At 59.9% G+C, this 23,777-nt stretch carries 16 protein-coding genes and 1 tRNA gene; 10 read left to right on the top strand and 7 right to left on the bottom strand.

Annotated features, from left to right (window positions below):
- Nucleotides 1-49: 49 nt before the first annotated feature.
- Nucleotides 50-2,302 carry an NADP-dependent malic enzyme gene (locus QNM96_RS07390; protein WP_283835420.1) on the bottom strand — a complete coding sequence of 751 codons (2,253 nt, stop codon included), beginning with the start codon at nucleotides 2,300-2,302 and terminating at the stop codon, nucleotides 50-52.
- 190 nt (nucleotides 2,303-2,492) lie between these two features.
- Here QNM96_RS07390 and QNM96_RS07385 point away from each other — a divergent pair, with 190 nt between their 5' ends.
- The 3 genes from QNM96_RS07385 to QNM96_RS07375 all read left to right on the top strand — a co-directional run bounded on the left by QNM96_RS07385 (nucleotide 2,493) and on the right by QNM96_RS07375 (nucleotide 5,218).
- Entirely contained in the window at nucleotides 2,493-2,993 is a 501-nt protein-coding gene (locus QNM96_RS07385; protein WP_283835419.1) for a Mov34/MPN/PAD-1 family protein, read from the top strand.
- 118 nt (nucleotides 2,994-3,111) lie between these two features.
- On the top strand, nucleotides 3,112-3,552 hold the full coding sequence (locus tag QNM96_RS07380; protein ID WP_283835652.1) for an FAD synthase: 441 nt from the start codon (nucleotides 3,112-3,114) through the stop codon (nucleotides 3,550-3,552).
- A 322-nt stretch (nucleotides 3,553-3,874) separates the two neighbouring features.
- On the top strand, nucleotides 3,875-5,218 hold the full coding sequence (locus tag QNM96_RS07375) for a cell surface protein (RefSeq protein ID WP_283835418.1): 1,344 nt from the start codon (nucleotides 3,875-3,877) through the stop codon (nucleotides 5,216-5,218).
- 298 nt (nucleotides 5,219-5,516) lie between these two features.
- On the opposite strand, the gene ilvD is transcribed toward QNM96_RS07375, so the two are convergent.
- From ilvD to QNM96_RS07360, 3 genes are all read right to left on the bottom strand, one after another.
- Nucleotides 5,517-7,241, bottom strand: a complete 1,725-nt coding sequence (ilvD, locus tag QNM96_RS07370) for a dihydroxy-acid dehydratase (protein ID WP_283835416.1) — start codon at nucleotides 7,239-7,241, stop codon at nucleotides 5,517-5,519.
- A gap of 83 nt (nucleotides 7,242-7,324) precedes the next feature.
- Nucleotides 7,325-7,945: a molybdenum cofactor guanylyltransferase gene (locus QNM96_RS07365; RefSeq protein WP_283835414.1), complete on the bottom strand. Its 621-nt coding sequence runs from the start codon at nucleotides 7,943-7,945 to the stop codon at nucleotides 7,325-7,327.
- Nucleotides 7,946-8,115: 170 nt separating this feature from the next.
- Nucleotides 8,116-9,696 (bottom strand): oligosaccharide flippase family protein, encoded by a 1,581-nt coding sequence (locus QNM96_RS07360; protein ID WP_283835413.1) that lies wholly within the window; start codon nucleotides 9,694-9,696, stop codon nucleotides 8,116-8,118.
- A 539-nt stretch (nucleotides 9,697-10,235) separates the two neighbouring features.
- Here QNM96_RS07360 and QNM96_RS07355 point away from each other — a divergent pair.
- Nucleotides 10,236-11,201 (top strand): beta-ribofuranosylaminobenzene 5'-phosphate synthase family protein, encoded by a 966-nt coding sequence (locus QNM96_RS07355; protein ID WP_283835412.1) that lies wholly within the window; start codon nucleotides 10,236-10,238, stop codon nucleotides 11,199-11,201.
- 21 nt (nucleotides 11,202-11,222) lie between these two features.
- On the opposite strand, the gene QNM96_RS07350 is transcribed toward QNM96_RS07355, so the two are convergent.
- On the bottom strand, nucleotides 11,223-11,477 hold the full coding sequence (locus QNM96_RS07350; protein ID WP_283835411.1) for a hypothetical protein: 255 nt from the start codon (nucleotides 11,475-11,477) through the stop codon (nucleotides 11,223-11,225).
- Nucleotides 11,478-11,835: 358 nt separating this feature from the next.
- Nucleotides 11,836-11,920 (bottom strand) — tRNA-Ser (locus QNM96_RS07345).
- Between the two features lie 118 nt (nucleotides 11,921-12,038).
- Here QNM96_RS07345 and QNM96_RS07340 point away from each other — a divergent pair.
- Both QNM96_RS07340 and QNM96_RS07335 read left to right on the top strand, forming a co-directional pair.
- A complete protein-coding gene (locus QNM96_RS07340; protein WP_283835410.1) occupies nucleotides 12,039-12,989 on the top strand; it encodes a MoxR family ATPase in 951 nt (316 codons plus the stop codon).
- A 172-nt stretch (nucleotides 12,990-13,161) separates the two neighbouring features.
- On the top strand, nucleotides 13,162-14,787 hold the full coding sequence (locus QNM96_RS07335) for a PQQ-binding-like beta-propeller repeat protein (protein ID WP_283835409.1): 1,626 nt from the start codon (nucleotides 13,162-13,164) through the stop codon (nucleotides 14,785-14,787).
- A gap of 113 nt (nucleotides 14,788-14,900) precedes the next feature.
- On the opposite strand, the gene ppc is transcribed toward QNM96_RS07335, so the two are convergent.
- Nucleotides 14,901-17,591: a phosphoenolpyruvate carboxylase gene (ppc, locus tag QNM96_RS07330; protein ID WP_283835408.1), complete on the bottom strand. Its 2,691-nt coding sequence runs from the start codon at nucleotides 17,589-17,591 to the stop codon at nucleotides 14,901-14,903.
- Between the two features lie 418 nt (nucleotides 17,592-18,009).
- On the opposite strand from ppc, the gene glmU reads away from it, so the two are divergent.
- The 4 genes from glmU to QNM96_RS07310 all read left to right on the top strand — a co-directional run bounded on the left by glmU (nucleotide 18,010) and on the right by QNM96_RS07310 (nucleotide 23,435).
- Entirely contained in the window at nucleotides 18,010-19,191 is a 1,182-nt protein-coding gene (glmU, locus tag QNM96_RS07325; protein ID WP_283835407.1) for a bifunctional sugar-1-phosphate nucleotidylyltransferase/acetyltransferase, read from the top strand.
- Between the two features lie 279 nt (nucleotides 19,192-19,470).
- Nucleotides 19,471-20,829 (top strand): phosphoglucosamine mutase, encoded by a 1,359-nt coding sequence (gene glmM / locus QNM96_RS07320; RefSeq protein WP_283835406.1) that lies wholly within the window; start codon nucleotides 19,471-19,473, stop codon nucleotides 20,827-20,829.
- A 164-nt stretch (nucleotides 20,830-20,993) separates the two neighbouring features.
- The gene (locus QNM96_RS07315) at nucleotides 20,994-22,673 is read left to right on the top strand and encodes an alkaline phosphatase family protein (RefSeq protein ID WP_283835404.1); all 1,680 of its coding nucleotides are present in this window, start codon (nucleotides 20,994-20,996) and stop codon (nucleotides 22,671-22,673) included.
- A 99-nt stretch (nucleotides 22,674-22,772) separates the two neighbouring features.
- On the top strand, nucleotides 22,773-23,435 hold the full coding sequence (locus QNM96_RS07310; RefSeq protein ID WP_283835651.1) for a helix-turn-helix domain-containing protein: 663 nt from the start codon (nucleotides 22,773-22,775) through the stop codon (nucleotides 23,433-23,435).
- The last annotated feature ends 342 nt before the right edge of the window (nucleotides 23,436-23,777 follow it).

The following is a 23,777-nucleotide window of genomic DNA, read 5'->3' as shown; positions in this document are numbered from 1 at the left end:
GTTCGACGAATTGTTCCGAGGACGTATTCTCGGGACGGGAATCGTCCAGTTACTGCCGTTGTGCGTCGACGGTCGCGACTGCTGCGAGATTGACGATATCTTTCACCTCGTCATCCCGCTGCAGGACGTGGACCGGTTTGTCCATCCCGACGAGCATCGGACCGATCGCTTCCGCGCCGCCCAGTCGCTGGAGCAACTTATAACAGATGTTTCCGGCCTCGAGGTTCGGCAGGACGAGGACGTTCGCCGGCTTCTCGAGGTCGGTGAACTCGTAGGTATCGGTCAGCATTTCTTCGACGACCGCGGTATCTGCTTGCATCTCACCGTCGACAGGGAACTCGACGGCCGGATCGTCCCGAAGCAGTTGAGCGGCGCGGCGCGGTTTTCGGGTCCCTTCGTTGTCCACGCTTCCGAAGTTCGAGTACGACAGCAACGCGGCGCGCGGTTCGACGTTAAACCGTTCGGCGAGCGACGCCGTGTGTCGGGTCACTTCGGCCAGCACCTCCTCGTCGGGGTTCTGGTTGACGGTCGCGTCGGCGAGGAAGACGACCCGATTTTTGAACGCGAGCAGGTAGACTCCCGCGGCGTAATCGGCGTCCGACGCCGTTCCGATGACCTGCAAGGGTGGTCGAAGCGCCGAGGGGTAGTGATGGGTCAATCCGGTCAACATCGCATCGGCGTCGCCGCTTTCGACCATCACGGAGGCGAAGTAGTTGCTCTCGCGGATCATCTCTTCGGCCTCGTTTCGGGTGACTCCCTTTCGTTTCCGTTCCTCGTAGAGGGTTTCGACGTAGTGGTCGTACGAGCCGTCCGTCGGATCAGCAACCTCCGGCTCGAAGTCGAGCCCGAGGTTCGCCGCGGTCGACCGGATCTCGTCCTTATCGCCGATCAAAACCGGTTCGGCGATCTCTCGCTCGGCGATCTGGTAGGCCGCCCGAATGATCTTCTCGTGTCCGCCCTCCGCGAGCGCGAGCCGTTTCGGCTCGCTCTGGGCCTTGTTGAGGACGATCCGCATCATCTCGCGGGATTTTCCGAGACGCGCCTCGAGCCGTTCGACGTACGCCTCGAGGTCGATATTCGTTCGTGCGGCACCGGTTTCCATTGCCGCGCCCGCGACCGCGGGTGCGACCTCGAACAGAACGCGGGGATCGAGTGGTTTCGGGATGATGTACTCGGGGCCGAACTGGAGCGGCTGGTCGCCGTACGCTTTGAGGACCGCGTCGGGAACGTCTCGTCTCGCCAGATCGGCGAGCGCCTCGGCGGCGGCGACTTTCATCGCTTCGTTCACCTGCTTTGCACGCACGTCGAGCGCGCCGCGGAAAATGAATGGAAACCCGAGAACGTTGTTGACCTGGTTTGGGTAATCCGAGCGGCCGGTCGCCATGATGACCGTATCGTCGCGTGCGGATTTGGCTTCCTCGTAGCCGATCTCCGGATTGGGGTTCGCCATGGCGAAGAGAATCGGGTTCTCAGCCATCGACCGGACCATCTCCGGGGAGACAATTCCGCCCGCGGAGAGTCCGACGAAGACGTCCGCATCGGCCATCGCATCGGCCAGTTCAGTTCCCGGAACGTCGGATGCAAACTCTCGGTTATACGCATTCAGATCGCCAGCCTCGGCGCGTTCGGTCGTGAGGATACCGTCGATATCGCACATCGTGATGTTTGCTCTTTTGATGCCGAGCGAAACGAAGAACCGCGCAGTCGCGACCGCCGCCGCGCCCGCACCTGCGAAGGTTACCTTGAGTGACTCGAGGTCCTTTTCGATCAGTTCGACGGCGTTCAACAGCGCGGCGCCGCTGATGATCGCGGTGCCGTGCTGGTCGTCGTGAAACACCGGAATATCCATTCGCTCGCGGAGGCGCTCCTCGATGCGAAAGCAATCGGGTGCGGCGATATCCTCGATATTGACGCCGCCGAAGGTCGGCTCCATCGCGGCGACCGACTCGACGAACGCGTCTGGCTCCTCGAGGTCGAGTTCGACGTCGAAGACGTCGATGTCCGCGAACCGCTTGAAGAGAACGCCTTTCCCCTCCATGACGGGCTTGGACGCCTGCGCGCCGATGTCGCCCAATCCGAGGACCGCGGAGCCGTTCGACACCACGCCGACGAGATTCTCTTTTGCAGTGTACTGGTAGGCGTCATCAGCGTCCGACGCGATTTCACGACACGGTCCCGCAACGCCGGGCGAGTACGCAAGCGAGAGATCGCGCTGGGTGTTCGTCGATTTGGTCGTCCGAATCTCGATTTTGCCGGGCGGTTCCTCGCGATGATAGTCGAGTGCGTCCTCTTCGAGTCCCATAGAAACCTGTTCGAACTCACGAATTAAAAGTGCCTACCTACAATGTATGTGGAATGTGTATATCTGACATAGCATCCAGTACGGCACTCTCAATAATTATGTATCGGATGGGCGTTCGTCAGATTTTGCCGACACTCAGCCGGCGATTCCATTCGGAACGTTTAGCAACCGCAAACTCGGATGTGGGTACATGGGGCTGTTCGACGCGTTGTTCCGCTCGAGTGAGATACTCGGTATCGCCGAGGAAACGCTCGAGTTCGTACTCGAGTCCTCCGAGGAGACACACCCGAACGAGTACATGGGGTTTCTCCGCGGAACCGAGGCGAACACGCTCGGGCTCGAACGAGACGGTCTCGTTATCACCGATATTCTCGTCGTTCCGGGAACGGAGAGCAACAGCGTCAGCGCGACCGTTCGGACGAGTATGATTCCGAACGATGTCAAGGCGCTTGGGAGCATCCACTCTCACCCTAACGGCGTCGTTCGACCGAGTAGTGCGGATCTGGAAACGTTCGGCCGCGGCAGCGTCCACGTTATTATCGGTGCGCCGTATCGGCGCTCGGACTGGCAAGCGTTCGATTCGCAGGGAGAACCGACGCAGTTGAACGTCCTCGACGTTGAACTGCCCGAATCCGAGGAGTTCTTTGATTTCACGCAGGCGGACATCGACGAGGATATGCAATGGGAGTGATTCGAACTGACGAGTCGACGACGGCTGTATCGAGCCCGAAGGTTCCCGCAGAACGACCGCTCTGTTTCTCCGTTTCGGAGGTGAATCAGCCGTGAATCGGGACGATGACACCGACGAATTGTCGACGGAATTACGAACCGTCGTCGCCCAGGGGACCTTCGACATTCTGCACCCGGGTCACGTCCACTACCTGGAGCAAGCGGCGTCGATGGGCGACGAACTCGTCGTTATTGTCGCCAGAAAGACCAACGTCGACCACAAGGAATCACCGGTCTGTAGCGGTCGCCAGCGCCGAGATGTCATCGATTCGCTCGAGGTCGTCGACGAGGCAGTTCTCGGTCACGAGGAGGATATCTTCGTTCCGATCGAGGAAATCGATCCCGACGTGATCGCGCTTGGCCACGACCAACACCACGATGACGAGGCGATCGAAGCCGAACTCGAACGGCGGGGAATCGACTGTACGGTCGAGCGAGCGGATCCGCGGGAGCCGAAATACGACGACGAACTGTTATCGACGCGACTGATCATCGATCGAATTCTCGAGCGACGGGAGTGAGCGGGATACCGGTTCATCGCTGGGAATCTCGATAGAAATCGGTAGTAATCGTTGAGAATCCTGATAGAAGTCCGTACTATAGCGTGCGCTGTTTCGACAGCGGGTGTCGTTTCGATTGTCGACACAGATATGGGCAATAATTGCCAACCTTTTCGACCAGTCTGGACGGAATTATCGTAACCGTGGTTCAGTGCCACCCTCAGAAGACAGGGTAAATACGGTAGCACCAATATTTGCCCCTTCCTATCCCGAACGCCAGAATTTGCCACGGAGAAGGGCTGAAACAAGCAAACTTTTGGGGGTGGAGTTCGGACTTTGGGTGATGACGGTTGATCCAATGAAAAGTCGACGAGCATTTCTCGCAGGAAGCGCGACCGCAGGTGCAATCGCGCTGGCAGGATGTTCGGACGAAACGGATGAGGAAAACGGTGGGAACGGTGACGACAACGGAGACGGTTCATACGAGATTTGGGGACTCGATCAGGGCCGAGACGACATTTACGTCTACCAGCCAGATGCTGACGAAGACGACGAGTTCGAACTCGTCGAAGAGATAGACGTCAACGATCTCGAGGACGTGCCCGACGAAGGCGTCGTTCCGCACATGATCGACTTCAGTTCGGATTACGAGTACGCGGCAGTCGCTTGTACTGCTGGTGCACGCACGCTCGTCTTCCGAACCGAAGACTACGAACTCGTCGGTAACATCGAGACCGGTCCCGGCTCGCACATGGCCGTCTTCTCGCCCGACGACGAGTACATCCACGTGGACGTAATCAACGAGGAGACGATCTCACGAATCGACGCGAATCTCGAGGACGAGGAGTTCGAAATCGAAGCCGAACTCGAACTGCTCGAGGACGAGACGGTCCAGGACGCTGGAATCGAGTCGGCGAGCCCGATCTGCCACCAGTTCGACAGCAACGGGCGGTCGATCCACACGCTCGGACCGAGTTACCACGATTCCGGCCTCGTGATCGTCGACCACGACGAGTTCGAAGTCGAGATCGCCTACTCGCAGGACGAACTGCCGACAAACTGTGGGACGATGCCACATCCGGAGGAGGACAAGTTCTACCTCACCGCCGGACTCCCGTCCGATCCGGACGAGGGCGAAGACGGCGTCGGCGAGTTCTACGTCTACGACACCGCCGAAGACGAGATTATCGAGGAGGAACGAAGCACCGAAGGCGTCGACGCGCACGGTTTCTGGTTTACGCCCGACGGCGAGGAACTGTGGGTCCTCAACCGCGAGACCAACGACGGTATCGTCCTCGATCCCGAGGATGACTCGGTCATCGAAGAAATCGACGCGTACGGTCCGGCCCAGAGTGAGAACCCCGACGAACGGGACTCGCCCGACATCATGTGGTCCTCCCCGGACGGCGAGTACATGTTCGTGACCCTTCGCGGTCCCGCACCACTGTCCGGCGATCCCCACGCCGCAACCGGCGTGACGCCTGGCTTCTCCGTGATCGACGTCGAAGACCGGGACATCGTCGATGTCGTCGAACCAGAACCCATCGGCGAGTTCGACGACGACGAGATCGAGGCCGCACAGGAAGACGAGGACGACGCGGAACCGCTTCCGGACTTCCACGGTCTCGGTGTCCGACCGATCGACGAGTTCGACAGCGAAATTCCGAACTCGCCGCCGTTCAATTAGAGAGACGGATCGCTTTCGGTATTTTCAATTTTTTAGGACGACTGGTGGTGGAATCTGGATCGAGTCGATCGCATGACCGGTTTCGACAAAATGCTCTATCGCGAGCTTCGAGGCCTCGGATTCGGAATGCTCGCTGGAGTTTCCCACCCGCCAATCACACTGTAGACAGTATTTACACATGAGACTCAAGTGTGTCTCTCTCCTACGCGGTCGAAAGTGCAGTGCAGGAATTCGAAAGTCTCGTTGAAGCGATGACGAACGACGACGATTTTGTCGACTCGCGAGGGTCCTAATCGGGCTACTCTTCTTTAACGCTCGGATTCGTCACGGCACCGTTCGACGCCGAGCCGAAATCACGCGTATACTTCGCGAGGACGCCGTTATCGTAGGGTTGATCCGGCTGTTCCCACTGCTCGCGTCGAGTCTCGAGTTCCTCCTCGGCGACATCGATCTCGAGATTTCGTTCGGGAATGTCGACCGTCACCGTGTCGCCATCCGCTAACAGTGCGATGGGTCCGCCGACGTACGCTTCGGGGGCGACGTGGCCGATCATCGGACCGCGAGTACCACCCGAGAACCGCCCGTCCGTGATGAGTGCGACATCGTCTTCGTGGCCGGCACCGACGACCGCGGCCGTCACGCCGAGCATTTCGCGCATCCCCGGACCGGCTTTCGGTCCCTCGTTGCGGATGACGATCACGTCGCCGCTCTCGATGTGGCCCTCCTGTACGTAAGCCATCGCGTCCTCTTCGTTTTCGAAGATGCGAGCCGGGCCCTCGTGGTAAAACTCGTCGTCGCCAGTCACTTTCAGAACCGCTCCCTCCGGCGCGAGATTGCCCGAGAGGATCTTGATCGCACCCTCGTTTTCCTTCGGTTCCTCGATGGAATAGAGGAAGTCGGCGTCGATATCGTCGTCGGCCGGCAGATCGAGCGTTTCGAGTTCTTCTTCGATCGTCCGACCGGTGACCGTCTTCGCGTCGCCGTGGATCAGGCCAGCCTCGAGCAGTCGTCGGATGATGACCGGGACGCCGCCGATTTCGTGAAGGTCGCTCATCATGCGGTCGCCGCCGGGCTGAAGATCGGCGATCTTCGGCGTCTTCCGTGAAATCTCGTCGAAGTCCTCGATCTCGAGGTCGACGCCGGCCTCGCGTGCGAGCGCGAGCAGGTGCAACACGCCGTTAGTCGAGCCCCCGATGGCCGTCTGGACGGCGATGGCGTTCTCGAAGGACTTCCGGGAGATTATGTCGGACGGACGGCGATCTTCTTCGACGACTTCGACGCCGAGTTCGCCGGCCCGTCGGGCGACTTCGTACCGCTGTTCGTCCTCGGCCGGTGCCGACGCGCTTCCCAGCGGTGCGAGCCCGATCGCTTCCGAAATCGACGCCATCGTGTTCGCGGTGTACATCCCGCCACAGGAACCCGCGCCGGGACAGGCCTGACGCTCGAGTTCGTCGAGTTCGTCCGCGTCCATATCGCCGGTGCCGTACGCACCGACGCCCTCGAAGACCTGAACGATGCTGACGTCTCGGCCCTCGTGTTCGCCGGGCATAATCGAGCCACCGTAGAGGAAGACGGTCGGAAGATCGGTCCGAATCGCGGCCATCATCATTCCGGGGAGGTTCTTGTCACAGCCCGCGACCGTGACGAGCCCGTCGATGCGCTCGCCGAAGGCGACGAGTTCGACACTATCGGCGATGACCTCTCGAGAGATGAGCGACGCCTTCATTCCCTCGGTCCCCATCGAGATCGCGTCGGAGATGGTGATCGTGCCGAACTCGATCGGCATTCCGCCACTCTCGTCGACGCTCTCGATCGCCGAGGCCGCGACGTCGTCGAGGTGGACGTTACACGGCGTCACGTCCGCGGCGGGATTCGGAACGCCGATCATCGGCGAGCCGAGATCTTCGTCGTCGAAACCCATCGCTCGAAACATCGCTCGGTGGGGTGCCTTCTCGGCACCCTCGGTGACTTCACGGCTCTGTAACCGTTCATCTTTCCCGTGGTCGAACTTATCGCTGCTCATACTCGAATCTGCACTCGAGGGGTCATAAGTTACCCTTTCTCGTTCGCGCGACCGACGAGACTCGAGGGGAGCCGTCTACAAATTCAGCGTCGTTCTTCCGCTTCTCTGAGTGCCTCCTGTGTATCGATGCTCTCGAACGTCTCGGATGAGATGTCCTCGAGTTCCGCCTCTGGAACGGTAGCCCAGTCGATCTTCTCGAGTGCCGCCACGACGCGGTTGTCTTCGGAATCGATCGTCTCTGCGCAGGCTCGAGCCATCGCATCCGTTCGATATACTGCCTGCGTCGTCTGAAGCCAACCCGCCTCGAGCTCGACGACCGCCCCGTCTCGTCCTCGAGCCCGCTCGAAGAGCGCCTCGAAAAGCGCCGGGTCAACCAAGGGCATGTCGCAGGCGACAACGGCGGTGTACTCGAAGTCGGAGTGCTCGAGCCCGGTGTGGATTCCCCCGACTGGTCCGCGGTCCGGAACCGGATCGATCGCGAACTGAATCGACGCCTCGGCTCCTGACAACGCCTCGCGGATCGCCGCCTCTTGCTCCGATCGACAGTTGATGACCACGTCGTCGGTTATCCGAGCAAGTCGATCGACGACGCGGCGAATCATGGGCGTTCCGTCGAGTTCTGCGACCGCTTTGTCCGTCTCACCGAAACGGGTGGAGTAGCCGCCTGCGAGGACGACGCCACCGAGGGAACTGTCGACTGACACGGCTATCGCTTGGGAAACGAGATACATAACCTCTCGGTTCAGCGAGTTCGTTCGACGAATCTACGCTTATGAGCAAGCTCGAAACGACCTGAGTGAGCGAGAGCGGACGACTCAAATGAACAAAAGAGGGGTCGATATGTGGGACGCGCTTCCAACGGTGTTCGAACCGGTCAAAACTTAAAGTATCGAGTCAAGCCACTATCCCCATCACGATTCTGAAGCCGACGACAGACCGGCTGGGCCTTCGACCCGATGGGGTCCGGGAACTGGGCGAGGACCTGAAAGATTTCCTTGAGGTCGAGAGCCCCGAACAGGACGGCGACAACCAGAAACAACATTAGTCCAACGGGCGGGACTACGAACGTCGAGATCGGGACGAGCCCAATGAGCGGAACTGTAATCGGCGTCGCAAGCATGGACGCCAGCCCGAAGATCGGCACTGCCGCGACGACACCGGTCGCGATCACGCGAACGTATCGAGCGTCGGACACCGGATCGAAGCCGACCTGCCACGCGCTCCAGACGTGGAAGATAGCCATCGACCCGTAGCCGATGGAGGTTGCGACCGCCGCACCGTACATCCCGTACAGTGGAATAAGTGCGGTGTTCAGGATCACGTTGATACCGGCGGCCGATCCCGTCGCGAGGATCGGATACTTGAGTTCTCCTTTCCCCTGGCCGATAGCCAGAATCGGACGCGCTAACGCGAACCCGAGCGCACCGGGGAGCAACAGCAACAGCGGTTCGACTGCGGGTTCGGATTCGGGCCCCCAGTATACCGGAACAACATCGTGTGCGAGTGCGGCCATCCCGATCGCCATGATCGCCGTGAGCAAGAACGTGTATCGGGTCGTTTTTGCTGCCAACGTAGAGACTCGTTCGTTTTTCCCCTGCGACCACAGTTCGGATGTCGAGTGGACGAAGACCGTCTGTAACGTGATCGGAGCGAACCAGAGGAACTCGGCGAAGACGAGCGCCGCTTTGTAGTGGCCGACCTCGTCCTGGGTTGCCAGGGCTTGGAGCATCATCACGTCGACGTGGTACAACGACATCAGCAGAAAGACGAGAACGATCGAAAGCGTGTTAAACGACATCATCTCCCGCTTGGGGAGCGTTCCGCCGTCAAACTCGAAGACGCTTCTGAGCGATTTATAAAAGTGTAAGACGATGAGTCCGATCACGGCGGCCAGCCCAGCCGCGAGCGCTTGGCCGATGAGGGCACCGACGACGCCGTACCCGTAGTAGACCATCGGCAAGGCAACGACGACGAACGCAACGTTGTACAGAACCTTCAACGGCTCGGAATATTTCTCGAGGCCGAACCCCATCAACGACTTTCGCGCGAACATCATGTACTGGGACGCGATTACCATCGCGATCATCGCGTAGGAGTAAAGCGTGAACTCGGGCCCCCAAACGAATTCGAAGACGCCCGCGTAGGTGACCAGACCGAGTATCGTCGACCCGATAACGACGAGTAGTGTCGCCAATCGGAGGTAAAATCCGATGACAGATCGTTCCCAATTAGCGATCGAACGCTCCTCGGCGACGTACTTTCGGACGCCGTCGGCGACAGCGGTACTCACGAAGATCATGATAATCGAGTGAGCGGATAGCACCGTCGCGTAGGCACCGTAATCGGCCGGCCCCATCCAGCGGTAGAGCAACGGCGACGAGATAATCCCCAAGAATAGCGTGATGAATTTTCCGCTGGCAACGGTGAGGATACCACTCGTAATCGTTCGATTCACGGCACCACCACGTGATGTGCTAGATCCATATCATGTATTTGCGGGCAACGCACCGGATGGTCGAGACTGTCGTCGCGGACAGAGGAATCAATCCAATCCTTTGCTGTGTCAGCCTCCCTTCATAGATATCCCGCCCGCCAATTCGCCCGATGCTATTGTCCGTTCGTATTCGATCCGAGTGAGATTGAAACGATGAGCGGCGCGATACACAGCATCCTACCGCGAGAGCCTAGTTTATTATGTCTCGGTTAGTTCGGAACCATTGCGTTAACTCACTGTTAAACGCCGCAGTGGCGGCACGGAACGAGATAAATTCCCAGCATGAACGAACTTCAGCGATCGTATTGGACACATCTCAACTAGCAACTGGCACCCGACGATGAAACACACCAAACCCTTTCTCGAGAAAGATACCCCGTTCGTTTTATTAGTCAACCGATTTCGGCGACATCGCTTCGAGTCGACGGCGTAGGTTCCGATCGACGACACCCTTTGCCAACGTCGTAACCCCCTTCCCCGACGGGTTCGTAGCCGCCGCTATGGCGACCGTTAGCGCTGGCGCACGGCTCCACGTCGGCTTTCAAAACCTCTCGCTCGCACGCGACCGACTCTACGGCGGGATCGGGATCGGCCTTGAGGAGCCACGAGTCACGGTCACTGCCGAACAAGGAGAGACCGTCACGGCGAACGAGTCGCTTCTGTACGAGTACGCGACTCGAGCGGTCGAAATCCTGAACGTCCCCGGCGTTTCGATCTCGCTCGAGCGACGCCTGCCCCGACACGTCGGGTTGGGGAGCGGAACCCAACTCGCGCTTTCGGTGCTCGCGGCGACGGCGACCGCGTACGGACTCGAGCCGAAGATCCGACCACGAGCGCCGGCGATGGGCCGGGGCGGCAGAAGCGGGATCGGAGTTGCGACGTTCGAAGACGGCGGCTTCGTCGTGGATGCGGGCCACCCCACCGGTCGGTTCACCACGGAACCGCCCTCGGAGGGCGACTGGACGGTTCCACCGGTCGTGGCCAGACACGAACTGCCGAGCGACTGGCGATTTCTCGTCGTCGTTCCCGACGCGTCGCCGGGCCGGAGCGGAAACGGTGAGGACGAAAGCATGCGTGCGGTCGTCGAACGCGCGGATCCCGCCGTCGCCGACGAACTCGCAAGCGTGGTTACCGGGAAGCTCCTCCCCGCCGCCGCCGAGGGGAGACTCGAGGCCTTCGGGGAAGCGATCGCCGAGATCGGGCGGAAGAACGGTGCCTGGTATGCCGACGCCCAGGGCGGCGTGTTTCGCCCCCCGGCGGGCGAACTCGTAGAGTCACTCGACGGCTGTCCCGTCGTCTCCGGAGTCGGCCAATCCTCGTGGGGCCCGGTCGTGTACGGCGTTACCGACGAGAGCCACGGCGAGGAAGCCGCGGCCGCGGCGCGTCGAGCGCTCGAAGAGCGCACGCTCGAGGGTGAAGTGATACTCGCCTCGCCGTCTCGAACGGGAGCGTCACTCGAGAGATAACGCGGGTCAGAAGAAGGCGATTCAGCTGCGTTGGGCGTGTGGATTCAGCGCTTTGCTGTCTCCTTTTCCTGATCTCCTCGCGCACTCTCTCGAGCAGTACATGCTCTCGTTCTCTATCCCTGGACCGCTGAGGCGAACGATTTCGTCGTACGAAACGTCACCCCCACACTCCTCGCAACTCCCCCGTACACCGTCTCCCCACCAGTTCGCTACGTACCCCACTATCACCATCATTAGAATCCCGACAATGACGGCCACCACGAGCGCTTGTATCATGTGAATTCATCTAGTGATACTCTCCCGGATATTTCAACGTTCGTGTATATGGGTGAGTTTGTCGTACGTAGTTTCCACCGGTTGCGAGTCCCAGACTTGGTTGAACGAATCGGTGCGCCTCTCGATCATCCACAGGAGGCTATCGAAGGCGAGAACGCTCGAGAGGGAGAGTTGTACAACGTTGAGACGTGTTCAAGAATTTGTTCGCGGAAGAACGCCGAGAGGGAGATTTGAACCACGCGAAGACATGCTCACTTCGTTGCGCGTGCCTTCTCTCGTTCAAATTCCCGTAGTCGTTCACGGCGACCGGTTGACTCGCGCCGCTACGCGCCGCTCGTCGGAGTTGGTCGCCGTAGAACGCCGAGAGGGAGATTTGAACTCCCGTGTCCGTGGGGACAGCAGATTTCGAATCTGCCGCCTTGGCCGGGCTAGGCTATCTCGGCTCATCACTTACTACCCGGGTAACGTTTTTACGGGTTTCGATTTTTCTCTCGAGCTGTATCCGGACAAACGTGACAATCAAACAGAAAGGTTTTGAGCGACGGATCACTGGATACCGCCATGGACCTCACACAGGCGAGCACTGAGTGCGAGTCGGTTCTCGAGGAGATCAGCGGCGCGGTGATCTGCGAGCGCGAATTCCTCGAGACGATCCTCGTCGGCGTCGTCGGCCGCGGCCACGTTTTGCTCGAGGATGTCCCTGGAACGGGAAAGACGCTCACCGCACGCAGCGTTGCGACCGCGCTCGGACTCTCGTTTTCTCGCATCCAGTTTACGCCGGACCTCCTCCCCGCGGACGTCACCGGTACGCACGTGTTCAACGAGCGCGAGCGCGAATTCGAGTTTAACGAAGGACCGATCTTCGCGAACATCGTGCTGGCCGACGAGATCAACCGCGCGCCGCCGAAAACCCAGGCCGCGCTTCTCGAGGCGATGGAAGAGGGCCAGGTCACCACCGACGGCGAAACGCGTCAGTTACCACAGCCGTTTTTCGTCATCGCGACTCAGAACCCCGTCGAACAGGAGGGGACCTTTCAGCTTCCGGAGGCCCAGATCGATCGGTTCCTCGTCAAAACGTCGATGGGGTATCCGGACGAATCGGGCGAAACCGAACTCCTTCGACGGCGGGCGGGTCGAGACGACATGAGCCCGAGCGTCGATCCCGTTCTGGAGCCGGAGACCGTCTCCGAACTCCGTTCCGTCCCGGAATCCGTTCGCGTCGACGAGGATCTCCTCGAGTACATCACCCAACTCGTCCGAGAAACGCGAGCGGACGGCCGGGTCGAAGTCGGCGTCTCCCCGCGGGGAACCCAGCGGTTGTTCGAAGCGTCGCGGGCTCACGCTACGCTGGCCGGACGCGAGTACGTTACCCCCGACGACATCAAACGTGTCGCCGAGCCGGTGCTGGCCCACCGACTTGTTTTGACTCCCGACGCGACCATCAACGGCGTCAACAAATCGGCCATCGTCGAGAACGTTCTCGGGTCCGTTCCCGTTCCCACGCTCGAGTAAGCGCCTGACATATCGCTCCGACTAGTGCCTGCGGTCGAGGACACGAACCCGCCGATGCGTTCTCACCGAAACGCTAGTGAACAGTTTGTAACGATTTTCTATCGGCTGATTTCGCTCACTGAAACCGAATTATTTCGGGTATAGAAATGAGCGTTAGATTCGTAGTATGCGTATGGCTGGATGGAAGAGACGATCGGTGCTGGCCACTGGGGGAGCAATCGCTACCAGTGGATTGCTCGCTCCGGTCGGACTGAGTCGTGCAGAGGAACACTCCTCCGAACTATCGCTGGACGACTCGACTGGCTGGTCCTCGTATCACGGTAACCCCGGAAACACCGCCGCTGTTCCGACGGACGAACCGATTTCTGCGCCGGATACGGTCGCCTGGCGGTACGACGAGGAAGGAGATATTGCGGTACTCGATGGTGCAGTTTTCCTCCGAACGGGCGGCGAAGTCCACGCACTCGAGGACGAAACCGGTGAGCGACGGTGGATTGCTGAGGGAATAGACGCGGCTGGAACGCCGGCGGCGCTCGAAGAAGCCGTCTTCGTCGGTGGCGACCAACTAACGGCGCTCGAGGCCTCAAGCGGCGACGTTCGCTGGGAGGAATCGTTCGACGACGACGAGGGAGTTCCAAGTCCGACGGTCGCGTTCGGCACGGTTTACGTCGTCGTTGGCGAGACGCTGTACGCGTTCGACGCGGAAACCGGCTCGCTCAGTTGGGAGCGATCCTCGGTCGAAGTGGAAACGACTGACGGCGACGAAACCGTCTCGTTTCGGTCGACGACTGTGGCCGTCGCGAACGACCTCATCTACGCCGAGATTGGTAGTTCGGGGTTCGTCGCGCTCGATGCGGCGAATGGAACGACGGAGTGGACCTACTGGTGGGGCTACTCCAACGATCCGCACGGGTATCTCGTGGCGACCTCAGAGCGGCTCTATACCGGGCAGAGATCCGACGGGGAGGAGTACCCCGTGCTCGACGCACAAACCGGAGAACGAATCGCCTACTCCTCCTATCGGTTCCCCCTCGCAGCGACCGACGACGTTCGGGTACGAACGAATAGACACAGTGTTCGGTTATCGGAGTACGAATCAGGCGACAGCTGGTCCGTCGGCGGCACGACTGACGAATGGGGGCGGCCAGTGATCGTAGGCGAAACCGTCATCGTGCCCTCCCACTCGATGGCCGACGAGCCGGCGATTTTCGGCTTCGATATCGCGGACGGGAGCCAACAGTGGGCGCTCCGACTGACCGGCATCGATATTAATACGCTCGAGGGCAACACCTGGCCGAGCGACTCGTTAGTCGCCACCGGAGACACGATATACATCACGAGTCCCAGCCAGCTCGCCGCTATCCGTTCCTCATCCGAGGGCGAGGAAGAAGGCGATGAAGAACCCAGCGAAGAGTCCGAAGACGTAGAGTCCGAATTCGAGAGCAATGAAAGCGCCGACGACGGCGATGGTGTCTCCGAAATCGCCGAGTCGACGAACGAATCCGAAACCGGCTCTTCTATGGAGTCGACCAACGAGTCCACGGATGATTCGGAGAACATCTCCGTCGACGACGGGGAAAACGGGGCCGACAACGAATCGGGGAGTGGGTCCGCCAACGAAAGTCAGAACGAGTCCACCGACGGAACCGAAAACGAGACCGACGGCGATGCCACACCTGGATTCACCACCGGAGCCGGGATCGTCAGCGGGGCGCTCGGACTCGAGTGGCTCCGCCGACGGAGTAAGAAGGGCGAGCCGACGGCTCTCGATACCGAATCCGACGAATTATACGAATAAGTATCAGCGTCTTTCGACCGGTCGATGGTGCCACGTTGGCTGACGGCGGATAGACGTTTGACGTGATAACTGTTCAACGCCAGAGACGTTCGACACCGAAACCGCTAGAACCGCTATCCGGTGTTTTTCATCCCGGCCGCGATTCCCTTGACGGTCAATCGGAGCGTTCGCTCCTCGACGTCGGTTCTGTGGGACCGATCCAGTAGATACGTCTGGAGAACGTTCAACGGATCGACGTAGGGGTTTCGTCGCTCTAAGTTCTCGCCCAACCAGTCGCGGGTGTGTAACTGGTCGCGCTGACCGATCGTCGTCACGTACTCGGCGGCCTGTTCGTACTCCTCGGAGACGCGCGGGAAGAACTCGTTCCGGAGATCTTCGTCCGCCAGATCGGCGTACTCCGCGGCGATCTCGAGTTCGGTTCTCGAGAGCGACAGGGCGGCGTTGTCGAGCGTCGATCGGAAGAACGGCCACTCGTCGTACATCTCCTGGAGCGTCTCCATCGAGCCACCGTCTTCGAGATAGGCACCGATCCCGTCGGCGAGAGCGTACCAGCCCGGCAGGATACAGCGCGATTGGGTCCACGAAAAGACCCACGGAATCGCGCGCAGGTCCTCGACGGTGCGCTCACCGCTTCGGGAAGCGGGTCGCGAGCCGAGATCCAGATTTTCGATGACCGTGATCGGCGTCGCCTGTTCGAAGTACTGGACGAACCCGTCGCTCTCGAGGAGGTCTCGATACTCCTTGCGGGCGGACTCGGCCATCGTCTCCATGGCTTCGATCCACTCTTCGCGGATCTCCTCCTCGGGCTGGTTGATCGCGTTTCGTCGCGCACGCAGTTGCGCGTTGAGCATCTGTTCGATGTTTCGCTCGGCGATGCGAGGATTGCCGTACTTCTCGGCGATCGCTTCGCCCTGTTCGGTGAACTTGACCTGGCCCGTCACCGTGCTGTTAGGCAGTGCGAGCAGGGCTTCGTTCATCGGCCCGCCGCCGCGGGAGATCGAGCCGCCCCGGCCGTGGAACAGCCGCATCGTCACGTCGTGGTCCTCACATATCTCGCCCAGTCGACGCTGGTTCTTGTACAGCGACCAGTTTGCGGCGAGAAAGCCGTTCTCCTTGTTCGAGTCCGAGTAGCCCAGCATGATCTCCTGGGTGCGTCCGCGGGCCTCGAGCGCCTGCGCGTAGGCTTCGTTTTCGAACAGCGTCCCCATAATCCGGCGTGCACCCGAGAGCGCGTACTCGGTCTCGAGCAGTGGGACAATATCCAGTCCGCAGTGTTCGGGCAGGGAAACGATCCCCGACTGGTCGGCAAGGAACAGGACTTCGAGGACGTGACTCGGTTCGTCGGTCATCGAAATGCAGTAGGTGTCGATCGCCTCGACGCCGTACTCGGTCTGCCAGTCGGCGAGTTCGTCGAAGAGGGTGAGGACGCGCGTGGAGTCCTCGGAGAGATCGTCGACACCTTCGAGGTTGATGACCGTCTCCTCTTGTAGTATCGCGTCGGTCAGGAACTCGACGCGGTCGTCTTCCGAGAGTCCGTGGTAGTCGACCCCTTCGCGCTCGAGGGCCTCGGCGATCGCGTCGGTGTGTTTGGCCTGGTGTTCTCGAAGGTCGAGGCTGGCGAGCGAGAAGCCGAACGTCGCGACCTGTCGGCGAATCGGATCAACGTGTGCGTCGACGACCGTCCCCGCGCCGTTTTCGCGGAGGCTCGACGCGATGATCTCGAGGTCGGTCAACAGTTCCTCAACGTCGGCGTACCCGCCGGGACGAACGTCTCCGACTCGGTCGAGTCGTTCGCGCATGAGCTTGAGCTTCTGTCGGTACGGTTCGCCGGGATACCGGGTCTGGGCCGTCTGCGCGCTTCCGGGCAGTCGCTCGCGGTCCTCCTCGAGGGTCGCCTGGAATCGTCCGTCGACGTCGAGCCGGCTGCCGTCCTGGCTCAACACGCCGGACAGTCGTTTGAGCTGTTCCCGGTAGCGCTCGAGGACGACCTCTCGCTGACGTTCGAGCGTGTTCGCCGTGACCTCCGGCGTGACGTAGGGGTTTCCGTCGCGGTCGCTCCCCGCCCACGAGCGGAACTCGAACAGCTTCGGAACGTCGACCCGACCGTCGAGTTCCTCCTCGAGTGCGACGCCGAACTCGTCGTACACTTCCCCGACGACGTCGAAGAGGGTGTTTTCGAGGTACCACTGTACGTTTCGGGCCTCGTCTTCGGGTTCGGGCTGGCGCTTTCGAACCTGGGGCGTCTGCCAGAGGCTCGTCACCTCGGCGTCGATGTCCCGCCAGACCTGACCGCGTTCCTTGTCAGTCAATAGCCGTTCGTCGAGCGTCTCGAGGTGGTTCGAGACCTCCCGAAGCTTCGATTTGACCGTTTTCCGTCGCGCTTCGGTCGGGTGTGCGGTGAACGTCGGCTCGATGAGCACGTCGTCGAGGATCTCCTGTGCGGTCTCGAGGTCTTCCTCGGCGAGGTCCTCGGCGACCGTCTCGAGGCTATCTTCGAGCGTTCCTTCCTGCGATCCTTCGCGAATCGATCGCACTCGCTCGCGTTCTTCGGCGAGATTGATGAGTTCGAAGTAGCTCGTAAATGCGCGAGCGACGATCCGCTGTTGGTGTGGCGAGAGTCCCTCGAGTTCGGTGACCAACGGGTCGCGACTATCGAGGTCGCCGGAGCGATAGTCGATCGCGGTTCGACGACACGACTCGACCGTGTTGAACGCCCGCCGAGATGTCTGTTCCTCGAGGACATCACCGAGCAACGCACCCAGTTCTCGAACGTCCTGACGTACGTCCCTGTTGTGCAGGTCCATAACATGGTTGTGACCGTCCCGCTTGAAAAACCCGGTGGAATTGAAATCTTTACTACGATTATTGTTTGTATAGGGGTTCGACGATAGTCGAATATATAGGGGTGTCAGTTTTGAGCTGTTAGAGGTTTGTATAGTGGATATAAACAGTTCTTACGACCTTGTTGAAGATATCTGTAAGAAAACATTGGTTGGGTATATTACTGATTGTATTACTAAATAGGAGACAAACGAAAATTGGGTTCATTCTCACACCCGAAACGCTCACTCTGCCCGAACCCGCGGGTGACCTCGGGAGAAGATTGCCAACGTATCTCAGGCTTCTTCGGAACCACTCCCGTCAGTCCATCTCGTCCGATTGGTAGGCTCGTTCTCATTATCGTGCGTATAAGGAAACTGGCGCTGTGTCCACCGACCGACCATGCAAACTATTGTTCTTGCTGCGGGGCAGGGGACCCGAATGCGACCGCTCTCTGAATCACTGCCGAAACCGATGCTTCCGGTCGGCGCCGGTTCGCTGGTATCGCACAACATGTCTGCGGCGGTGGAGGCCGGAACCGACGAACTCGTTCTCGTCGTCGGTTACGAAGGGGATGCGGTCCGCGATACGTTCGGTGACACGTTCGAGGGAGTCCCCGTTAAGTACGCGACACAGACCACCCAGGAGGGGACGGCTGACGCGTTACGGGCGGCGAGTACGCACGTCGACGGTCCGTTTGCGGTCCTGAACGGGGATATCGTCTACGAGAAAGACGCGCTCGCGGATCTGTTCGAGAAGGGGCCGAGTGTCGGTTCGACTCGAGTCGACAATCCGTCGAACTACGGCATCCTCGACGTGGTCGACGACACCGTAACGGGAATCATCGAAAAACCCGAGGATCCGCCGGGAAACGTCGCGAACGCCGGTGCGTACGTGTTCCCCGAATGGGCGCTCGAGTGCCTGGACGTTCCCAAAAGCGACCGCGGCGAGTTCGAAATCACCGATATCCTTTCGCGAGTTATCGAGGACGCCGACGTGGGACACGTCGAACTGGACGACTGGCTGGACGTGGGACGACCGTGGGAACTGCTCGAGGCGAACGAATGGCGGCTGGGTGACCTCGAAACGGAACTGAACGGAACCGTCAATGCGGACGCCGAGCTTTCGGGTCCGGTCGTCGTCGAGGAGGGGGCGACCGTTCGTTCCGGCGTCGTCATCGAGGGACCGGCGCTGATCCGATCGGGGGCGACGATCGGACCTAACGCCTATGTTCGCGGCGCAACCCTCGTCGGTGAAGACGCGTCGGTCGGACACGGCGTCGAGATCAAAAACAGCGTGGTGATGGCCGGAGCGAGCGTCAGCCACCTCTCGTACGTGGGCGATAGCGTTATTGGCCGAAACGCGAACCTCGGCGCGGGAACGACCGTCGCGAACCTCCGCCACGACGACGAACCGGTGACGCTGTCGATCCGCGGCGAGCGAGTCTCTACCGGCCGTCGAAAGTTCGGCGTCGTTCTCGGAGACGACGTCAAAACGGGGATCAACACGAGCCTGAACGCCGGCGTGAAGCTCTCGACAGGAGCGACGACGAAACCCGGCGAACGCGTGACTCGAAATCGATAACAACGAGACGAGTCCGAATACAAACCTCGAATCGGTGACTACGGGCCGGCACCGATAACGACGAACCGAGCCAATACCGCCGAGTTACTCCTCGAGTCGTTTCGTTTGATTGCTTAGAAATACGCGACACACGCCTCATAGACTCGGTTGTCAGTCATTTCCGGCCATTCGCCACCCCGCTCTGGTAACAAACCGGTACACAGGTACAACCGACCTATCAGCCCTTGTCTCCTGATTAGCAACTCCATAGTAAACCTCCGGACGACGAAGGAAGCTTCCATGTTCGGAACGAGTGGCATACGAGGAGCCGTCGGAGACGATGTTACTGCGGATCTCGCACTAGCTATCGGCCGTGCCGTCGCGACGGAAGGATACGAACGGGTCGTCGTCGGCCGCGACGTTCGAGAGAGCGGAAACGTGCTCGTCGACGCGCTTACGGCCGGGCTCAGAGAGTGCGGCTCGGACGTTCTCGAGGCAGGGGTCGCGCCGACGCCGACGATCGCCAGGGCGGTCGACTGGTTCGATGCCGATGCGGGCGTCATCGTTACCGCCTCGCACAATCCGAAAACGGACAACGGAATCAAACTCTGGTCCGCGGGCGGGACGGCATTCGATCCGGATCAGTGTGACGAGATTTCGACGAGGATCGAACTCGAGGAGTACGACGTACAAGCGTGGGATGGCCACGGATCCATCGAGCGTGCCCAGGGGGTTCTCGAGCGCCACGCCTCGGAGCTGATCCGGAGCGTATCGATCGACGAGCCGCCGAGCGTGGTCGTCGACGTTGGAAACGGAACCGGCTCGATCACCGCTCGAGTGCTTTCAGAGCTGGGCTGTGCCGTCGAGACGCTCAACGGCCAGCAGGACGGACGATTTCCCGGTCGGCCGAGCGAGCCTACCCGGGAAACACTGTCAACCCTTTCGACCGTCGTCGCCGAAACCGATGCACAGCTCGGAATTGCCCACGACGGGGACGCGGACCGAACGGTTGCGGTCGACGAAACGGGATCGTTCGTTCCGAAGGATGTTTTGTTGGCGCTGTTCGCTCGCGACGCAGCCACGGCAACGAAGGGCGATCTCGTCGCCGCTCCCGTCGATACGAGTTTGGCCGTCGACGACGCGCTCGAATCGGTCGGCGCGTCGGTAACCAGAACACGAGTCGGCGACGTTTTCGTCGCCAACCGGACGACTCGGCCGGACGTCGTCTTCGGCGGCGAACCGAGCGGTGCGTGGATCTGGCCGGACGAGGCGTTGTGTCCGGACGGTCCCCTCGCGGCTTGCAAGCTCGTCGAACTCGTCGCTGACCGTTCCGGGGAAGGGCTCTCCGCTCTCGTCGGCGAAATCGACACCTATCCGATCCGTCGAACGTCGATCGATGTCGAACAAAAGAACGCCGTGATGGAGCGTGTGCGCGATCGAGTCGTCGATCAGTACGACGACGTAGATACGCTCGACGGCGTATACGTTGACAACGACGACGGATGGATCCTCATCCGCGCGAGCGGGACGGAACCGGTGATACGGGTTACAGCCGAAGCTCGAAGCGGGTCCCGAACAGACCAGTTGTTCGACGACGCAGTCGACCTTGTCGATAAATCCGTCTCCTCGCCCGACGCGATCGAACAGTCTCTACGTTGATACGCTCGCTTTCATCGGCACCGCAGAAGGCTATTTTCCGTTTAACAGTGAGATAATGAAGTAATCTGCCTGTTTCCCTCAAGGTGAGACGATACTCCGAATCGAGTCCCTGCGTCCCGCACCGACAATGGGAGAATTGACAACACAAACGACATTATAAATACATGACTAATGAGTTACACGAAGGCGATGACCCATCGGGCGAGAACCCCGCGTCGAGGGGCATGGACACGCTCCTCATCGGTATCGACGCCGGATGCATACCGGTCTTCGAACGACTGTCGGAAAAGGATCTCATCCCGACCATCGACCGGCTTTGTTCGGACGGAATCCGTGCGCCGCTCGAGTCCCAGATCCCGCCGTGGACGCCGAGCGCCTGGCCGTCGATCTACACCGGTGTCAACCCGGGCCAACACGGCGTCGTCGGGTTCGTCGGATACGACGGCTACGATTATCACGTCTCGAGCAACGAAGACGTTCACGAACATTCAATCTGGGATCTCCTCGACCGGCACGGGCGCTCGAGCGTCGTCGTCAACGCGCCGGTAACCCATCCGCCGGACGAGTTCGACGGCGCTGTTATTCCGGGGTTTTTGGGTCCGGAAGATCCGCCGTGTCATCCCGACGGGCTCCTCGACGAGGTTCGGGACGAGATCGGCGACTATCGAGTCTATCCGAGCTATACTCGCGACGACGAGACGATTTCGGAGGACGAAAAGATCAGCGAGTACCTGAACCTCGTCGAAATGCGCGGGAAGGCGTTTCGATACCTCGCGGACGAGTTCGATCCGGACTTCGGCTTCTTACAGTTTCAGAAAACGGACACAGTCTTTCACGAATTCGCAGGAGACGAACCGAAAGTCGACGCCGTTTACGAGGCAACCGACGACCAGATCGCGAAGACGCTCGAAGCCTGCGACCCGGATCGGGTCTTCCTCGTAAGCGATCACGGCATGGGGCCGTACGACGGCTACGAGTTCAGGATCAACGAGTTCCTCCGCGACGAGGGGTACATCGAGACGACGACGGGCGGAAAGGGGATGCCATCGTGGACGCCGATGCGGCGGCGCCTCCGCGAGGGTGAGGAGGTCGAGACCTGGGAACCGGGAGCGACCGCACGCGCGGCGTCGGTCGCCGCCCAATTTGGTGTCACCGCGAGCCGGGTCAGAGAAGCGCTCGAACGCGTCGGCCTCGCAGAGATCGCGATCAAGTACGCGCCCGGCGGCGTCTCTCGAACCGCCAACGAGCAGGTCGACTTCGCTGAGTCGAAAGCGTACGTTCGAGCTCGCACCGAACTCGGCATTCGGATCAATCTCGAGGGAAGAGAGCCCGAGGGTGTCGTTTCGCCCGAAGCGTACGAAGACGTCCGTGAGGATCTCATTCGAACGCTCGAGGGGATCGAGACGCCGGACGGCGATCCGGTTTTCGAGACGGTCGAGCCTCGGGAGGAGTACTTCCACGGTGATTTCGTCGAACACACGGTCGACATCGTGACGATCCCGGCGGATTTCGAGCACGCGCTATCGGAGCAACTGGGTGGCGAGGGCTACTTCGGGCCAGCCGAGCCCTGGAACCACAAGATCGACGGCATCTTCGCTGCAGCCGGAAAGGGAATCGACGAGGAGGCGTCCGTCGATCGAGCACACCTTTATGACGTTGCACCGACAGTGCTGGCCGCGATGAGCGTGCCCTACAGCGACCGAATGGACGGTGACATCGTTCCCGTCGTTGATTCGATCGACCCCGTTTCCTATCCGGCCTACGCGAAAACGGGTACTGAGAGCCAACCGAGCGCAGACGACGACGTGACCGAACGACTTGCCGATCTCGGGTACATGAACTAGTTCAGCCCCTTAGACCACCCATTTCATTCAGTGAAACAGTGTTACTCTGTCTATAGATATGCCCAATCGATGGAGTGGCCGAATCAGGCAGGGATCTCAATGGGATTCATTTCAGAAGTCCATGTCGTTCACGACGACCTTCTGTTAGTGCCGACGATAAAACGTCATCCCGAGGTCACGATTAAATACAAGTATAATACTGTAGTCGATGGAGCGGAGATGTACTTCGTTTCCATCTTTGCTGAGGACTATTCGACGGTGGAGGAAACGATGGAAGGAGACGGAACGATTTCGGACCCAACCCGTGTTGCAACCTTCGAAAACCGCGCAATCTATCGTGTCACGTCCAGTTTAGAGCGGAAAATCGTTCCTGATCAATGCATCAAACGCGGCATATACGTCTTTTCGATCATCAGTGGAGACCCGGGTTGGACCGTCCGAGTGCACCTGCCGGATCGCGATGCCTTGGCAGATTTCCAACAATATTGTCGAGACAATAACGTTTCGTTTCGGATAACGCAGTTGTATGAGTCGACGGCGTCGGCCGACGAATCGTATCTGCTAACCGAACAACAACGAGAGATCCTTTCGATGGCGTACTACGCGGGATACTACAACATTCCGCGATCGGTTTCACAGGACTACCTTGCCGACCGATTAGGGATCTCGAACTCGGCAGTTTCACAACGTCTTCGGCGAGCCGTTGCCGAACTCCTCAGCGCGATACTTGAGGACGGCCAGACGCCGCTCCAGTCCGATTGAGCGTTTCCGTGCTCGGTGGCCAAGGAATCGCTTTAGAGTAGCCATGCCGGCATGGAGCGACAGTAATACCATCTTCCTTGGTCCGTCCGCACGATTGATACTACGGGGCTCGCCCCTCGCAAATTGACTGCGATCAGCTCCCAAACGAATCAACTGCAATCTTCGCTACTGAAGGAACTTGTAGCGCTCTCCGATATGGTTGTACTGCTTATCGATGAACCGTCCCGTTCGCCGAGGAAACGAAGCTGGTGTGAGCGTCGCAAGCAGAAATGGCGAGACGAGTTAGCAGGCAGGTAATGCCCCATTCGTCGATAGCGTCGAGGAAGAAACCCGCTATTAATT

The organism is Halostagnicola sp. A-GB9-2, assembly GCF_030068615.1.
Taxonomy (GTDB): Archaea; Halobacteriota; Halobacteria; order Halobacteriales; family Natrialbaceae; genus Halostagnicola.
Note: the sequence above shows the minus strand (reverse complement) of the source record. Positions and strands in the feature narration are given on the sequence as shown.

Coding starts and splice junctions, on each gene's coding strand:
- ppc (WP_283835408.1), bottom strand. CDS start 17,591: ATGGACCTGCACAACAGGGACGTACGTCAGGACGTTCGAGAACTGGGT.
- ilvD (WP_283835416.1), bottom strand. CDS start 7,241: ATGAGCAGCGATAAGTTCGACCACGGGAAAGATGAACGGTTACAGAGC.
- QNM96_RS07355 (WP_283835412.1), top strand. CDS start 10,236: ATGGCGACCGTTAGCGCTGGCGCACGGCTCCACGTCGGCTTTCAAAAC.
- QNM96_RS07340 (WP_283835410.1), top strand. CDS start 12,039: ATGGACCTCACACAGGCGAGCACTGAGTGCGAGTCGGTTCTCGAGGAG.
- glmM (WP_283835406.1), top strand. CDS start 19,471: ATGTTCGGAACGAGTGGCATACGAGGAGCCGTCGGAGACGATGTTACT.
- QNM96_RS07315 (WP_283835404.1), top strand. CDS start 20,994: ATGACTAATGAGTTACACGAAGGCGATGACCCATCGGGCGAGAACCCC.
- QNM96_RS07375 (WP_283835418.1), top strand. CDS start 3,875: ATGACGGTTGATCCAATGAAAAGTCGACGAGCATTTCTCGCAGGAAGC.
- glmU (WP_283835407.1), top strand. CDS start 18,010: ATGCAAACTATTGTTCTTGCTGCGGGGCAGGGGACCCGAATGCGACCG.
- QNM96_RS07350 (WP_283835411.1), bottom strand. CDS start 11,477: ATGATACAAGCGCTCGTGGTGGCCGTCATTGTCGGGATTCTAATGATG.
- QNM96_RS07335 (WP_283835409.1), top strand. CDS start 13,162: ATGGCTGGATGGAAGAGACGATCGGTGCTGGCCACTGGGGGAGCAATC.
- QNM96_RS07390 (WP_283835420.1), bottom strand. CDS start 2,302: ATGGGACTCGAAGAGGACGCACTCGACTATCATCGCGAGGAACCGCCC.
- QNM96_RS07310 (WP_283835651.1), top strand. CDS start 22,773: ATGGGATTCATTTCAGAAGTCCATGTCGTTCACGACGACCTTCTGTTA.
- QNM96_RS07385 (WP_283835419.1), top strand. CDS start 2,493: ATGGGGCTGTTCGACGCGTTGTTCCGCTCGAGTGAGATACTCGGTATC.